The following is a 4,292-nucleotide window of genomic DNA, read 5'->3' as shown; positions in this document are numbered from 1 at the left end:
GTCTTGGCGAGTGCGCGGGTGTCCGTCCCATCCGTCCCAAGCGTCCCGGTGCTGGTCAGGGCGGGACGCTTTGTGGTGGTGGGACGCTTTGATCCGTCCCAGGGCGCGGTTGGGTGGTTGGTTTAGGCGGTGTCGGGTAGGGCGCGGAGCGGGATGGTTGTTTGGTCCGTTTCGGTGGGTTGGTGATGGTTTGTTGGGGGTGGGTGTGGGTCGTTGGGACGCTTTGATCCGTCCCAGGTGTGTGAAGCGTCCCGGGCTGACCTGGGTGGGGACGCTTGGGACGCTTGGGACGGATTGCCCGGTGGTGTGTTTTCGGTGGGGCAGTAGCGGTTCCATGCGTCGGTGAAGTCGCTACGGTCGTAGCCTTTGCGTTGGCCGTCGGCGAGTCGGACGTTGTGGGAGTGGATGCCGTATTCGCGGAGCATGGCGCCGAGTTTGTGTGCAGTGAGTCCGGTGGGTCCTTGTTCGTTCCAGGGGGCTTCGGGCATGCTGCGGAGTCGTTTGAGGAGGTCGGCGGTGTAGAGGGCGTCGTCGTCGGCGAATGCGGTGCGGCAGTCGGTGAGTAGGCGCATGCGGTCGCTCATTTCTTCGGTTTCTTCGGCTTCGTGGGTCATGGCGACGGCGGCGGTGCGGGCGCGGTGGGGCCAGTCGCCGCCGGCGTGATCGGCGATAGCGATGAGGGGTTCCCAGGTGTCGGCGGCGCGGTCTTCGACGGGCATGTCGGGTTCGGCGAGTTCGAGTTGTTCGAGGTCGGTGCGCAGCCAGTCGGTGAGTCCGTTGGCGAGTTCGCGTAGGTGTGGTCGGTCGCGGCGTGATCGGTAGGCGGCGGCGTGTTCGCCGGGGGCGCGTCGTCGCATGTGGATGACGATGGCGCGGTCTTCGATGGTGTCGGGCATGGCGCCGATTCCGGCGAGTGCTGCCATGGCGAAGGTGGGGATGTGCTGGACGAGTTGTGTTGCGGCGTCGTAGCGCAGCGCGGGCCGGTCGCGTTGGTGTCCGGCGTTGAGGACGCCACGGAGTTCTTCGTTGCCGTCTGCTTTCGCGCCGAAGATCGTGTCGGCTTCATCGACGAGAAGCACGGGCGGGTCATCATTGATTGACCGGTAGACGGCGGCGGGGCTGGCGTTGACGGTCAACAGTGGGTTGTGGCTGGTGGCTTCCACAATGTCGAGGAGGCGGGATTTTCCGCACCGTCGTTCCGGGGCGCGGATGACCAGGCGGGGCGCGTGTGCCCAGGCGGGTTGGGCGTGGCTGGCCGCGATCCACAGCACCACGGCATCCACGGCAAAGGTTGACGGCATGACGACGTATCGGGTCAGTGCCTCCCGCAGCGTGGTCAGCAGCGTCGCGCCGTGATCGTGGGGCGCGGTGTCAGTCATGGGTGGTGCCTCCCGGTGTGCGAACGCGCGGGCCAGGTGTGGATCGGTCTCAGGTGTCTGGGTTGGCGGTGAGGTCGAACAGGGGGATCAGCGAGTCCGTGAGCTGCTGGGTGTGGGTGCGTTGGTGGTGGGCGATGTGGGCGGGTGGTTGGTGGAGGCCGAGTTGGCCGCGTCCGGGTATCGGCGCGGCGAACGGTTGGGGGTTGGTCATGACCCAGTGCCATGTGTCGGGTTCGCCCCATGGTCTGCAGCAGTCGCGGTCGTGGTGCACGTCGATGAGTTCGACGGTGCCGAGCCATCCGCGTGGTGTGGTGGTGATGCCGAATTCGGCGGCGAGGTGTCGTGCGTTCCGGTCGTAGCGTTGGCCCGCGTGGATGGCGAGTGGGCCCCGGTAGGTGGTGTGCCAGGTGCGGTTTTCGGTGGGTTTGTGGCCGGCGAGGATGAGCGCGGCCCAGGGTTGACGGATGGATAGTGCGCGCATGGCATCTCCTGGTGTGGTCGTGGGGCTAGTCGGTGCTGTCTGGGTTGGTGGGGAGGTCGAACAGCGGGATCAGCTCTTGGGCTAGTTGGTGGGCGTGGGTGCGTTGGCGGGTGGCGGCGTGGTGTGTGGCGTCGTAGTGGAGGTGGCAGGCCTGGCACCAGGCGCGGAGGTTTTCGTCGTCGCAGTCTTCGGGGGTGTGGTTGAGGTGGGCGGTGGTGAGGATGACGCGGGTGCCGGTGAGCCAGGCGGGTTGGTTGTGGCGGTTGCGGCAGCGTGCGTCGTGGTCGAGGTGGCGGCGGGGTCGGCCGCATTCGCCGCGGCATTCGCACCGTCCGCGGGCGCGGTCGAATCGGATGCGGTGGGAGATCTCGCGCCAGTTGTTGGGGTAGCGGTGGCGGTTTTCGGGTCGGATCGGCATTAGGCGGCATCCCTTCGTGCGGCGGCTTTTCGTGTGGCGCGGTCGCGGCGGCGCCAGGCACGCTGGCGGGCTCGGCGGATGTCGGTGATGGGTCGGTCGAGGTGTTGGGCGATGGTGGTGGGGCTGTGTCCGTGGTCGGAGAGGGCGAGCACGGTGGCGTCGAGGTCGGGATCGAGTAGGCCGGGCAGGATCTGGGTATGGGCTGGTCTTGGTCGGGGGTTGGGGTGTGGTGGCGCGGCGAAGCGTGTGTTCGCGTTCGGTGGCGGTGAGGCCGGCCCACGTGCCGTGCGGACCGCCGTAGGTGTGGTCGGCGTGTTCGGCTTCGCGGGCGCATTCGGCGCGGACGGGGCAGGCTGCGCACAACTGGAGTGCGCGGCGGGTGTCGGCTGTGGCTGGCCCGTGGTTGGTGGCGGGGTAGAACAGTTCGGCGGTGTCGGGTCCGCAGGCGGCTTCGGTGACCCACGAACCGGGCAGTACGAGGTCTGGGGTGCCATCAGCGCGGTGGCCGACGTGGTGCGCGCGCAGCGCGTTGCGGCGGTGGCGAGTCATGCTGCGGCCTCCTCATGGCTGGTGTGGTTGGTGATCGGTTCGGGGTCTGAGTGGGGTTGTTGGGTGGTGTGCCAGCGGTGGTGGAGGTCGGTGATGTTGGTGGGTTGATCGCAGAGCTGGGCCAGGATGTCGGTGGGGCTGTGGGTGGCGGCGTGGGCGAGTTGGGTGGCGTGTTCGTGGATGGCGCGGCGCCAGGCGAGTTCGAGCACGTGGGTGCGCAGGGTTTCGCCGAGGCCGTGCCAGATGGGGAGTTCGATGGTGTTGGCCAGCCACAGGGTGAGTTGGGTGTGGCGGTGTTCGGCACCGTCGCGGCGCGAGGGTTGCCCGGGGTCGGGCAGTGCGGGGATGCGGCCGGTGGTTTGGGCGTGGGCGAGGATCGCGGCGGGCGCGGGTGGCTGGTTGTCGGCGACGAGTTCGATCGCGAGCTGGGTGACCAGTTGCGCGATGGGAGCGCGGCAGTCGGTGGCACGCATCCCGGCCAACAGTCGGCGCGCCCCGGGTAGGGGACTGTGCAGGACGCAGGCGAGCCAGCCGCGTTCAGCATCGGTGGCGATCTCGGTGCTCATGGATTGCTCTCCTGGTGGGGTTGTGCCGTGCCGGGTGGGGTGATGCCGAAGCTCGCGCAGAGGGCGAGGACGGGGCTGCAGGGCCAGGTGACGTGGCATTCGGGGTAGGGGTCGCCGGCTGATTCGCCGCCGCTGGTGGTGTCGGTGGGGGTGCAGTGGCGGCACAGCACGACGTGGTGGGTGGGGATGGTGCAGGTTCCGTCGGGGTGGCGGGGGTGTTCGCAGTCGTGTTCCCAGCATTCGGGGTCGGCGAGGTCGAGGTGCCAGGGCCGGTGCAGGTCGAGGTGGGCGTAGAGCCCGTCGCTGTGGGGGTCTTCGCCGGGATCACCGTGGTGGCAGGCGATCGCGGCACGCAGGTCCACCTCAAGCGGTTCACGCTGGTGTCTGGATGGGGTGTGGAACAGCCCGCCGGCCGAGTGGTGGAGGCGTGTGGCGGCCTCGTCGGGGGCGGTCAGGGGCCGGTAGTGGTGTCGGTAGCGGTCGGTGTCGCCCAGATGCTCGGACACGAATCGCATCGCGGCCGGTAGTCCGGGGAACGGGCCGACAGTCCACTGCAGACCATTGGATTCGACATCGATGGCTAGCGGGCTGTCCCACCTACTCATAGGTGTTCTCCTTCAGTGATGGGGGTTAGTGGCGGCAGGTGCAGCGGCGTAGTTCGGCGCGGGCGGCCCGGTGCCGGCGGGTTTGGGCACGCAGTAGGTCCCACAGGCGCGCGGCGCGGGCGCTGGTGGTGGCGTGCTCGGCGGTGAGCTCGTGTAGGGCGTAGGTGGCCGCGTCGAGCGCTTCCTCGGCTTGGCCGAGGTCGGCGAAGGCACCGTCGAGGTCCATGGCGAGCACGGTGTTCTCGGCGACAAGCCGACCGAGTTGGTCCTGGGGCGCAGAGGTAGCGGTCATGG

At 68.5% G+C, this 4,292-nt stretch carries 6 protein-coding genes and 1 pseudogene; all 7 read right to left on the bottom strand.

Features of this window, described 5'->3' with window-relative positions; genetic code table 11:
* Positions 1–122: 122 nt before the first annotated feature.
* Entirely contained in the window at positions 123–1,379 is a 1,257-nt protein-coding gene (locus EV191_RS29910) for a DUF3631 domain-containing protein (protein ID WP_243659345.1), read from the bottom strand.
* A 49-nt stretch (positions 1,380–1,428) separates the two neighbouring features.
* The gene (locus EV191_RS29905) at positions 1,429–1,860 is read right to left on the bottom strand and encodes an ASCH domain-containing protein (RefSeq protein WP_132881483.1); all 432 of its coding nucleotides are present in this window, start codon (positions 1,858–1,860) and stop codon (positions 1,429–1,431) included.
* Between the two features lie 25 nt (positions 1,861–1,885).
* Positions 1,886–2,278, bottom strand: coding sequence for a hypothetical protein (locus EV191_RS30790; RefSeq protein ID WP_243659344.1), 393 nt, complete (start codon positions 2,276–2,278; stop codon positions 1,886–1,888).
* 261 nt (positions 2,279–2,539) lie between these two features.
* Positions 2,540–2,827, bottom strand: a pseudogene (locus EV191_RS31035) (WhiB family transcriptional regulator); the annotation flags it as partial.
* Entirely contained in the window at positions 2,824–3,393 is a 570-nt protein-coding gene (locus EV191_RS29895; RefSeq protein ID WP_132881479.1) for a hypothetical protein, read from the bottom strand. The gene EV191_RS29895 and the pseudogene EV191_RS31035, both read right to left, overlap by 4 nt.
* The gene (locus EV191_RS29890) at positions 3,390–3,998 is read right to left on the bottom strand and encodes a hypothetical protein (RefSeq protein WP_132881477.1); all 609 of its coding nucleotides are present in this window, start codon (positions 3,996–3,998) and stop codon (positions 3,390–3,392) included. Before EV191_RS29890 ends, EV191_RS29895 begins: the two co-directional genes overlap by 4 nt.
* Positions 3,999–4,023: 25 nt before the next feature.
* Positions 4,024–4,292 (bottom strand): hypothetical protein (locus EV191_RS30280; protein WP_165913176.1); only part of this gene is annotated, 269 nt, incomplete at its 5' end.

Origin of the sequence: Tamaricihabitans halophyticus (genome assembly GCF_004340875.1) — a bacterium.
In the GTDB taxonomy this organism is placed as follows: domain Bacteria; phylum Actinomycetota; class Actinomycetes; order Mycobacteriales; family Pseudonocardiaceae; genus Tamaricihabitans; species Tamaricihabitans halophyticus.
Note: the sequence above shows the minus strand (reverse complement) of the source record. Positions and strands in the feature narration are given on the sequence as shown.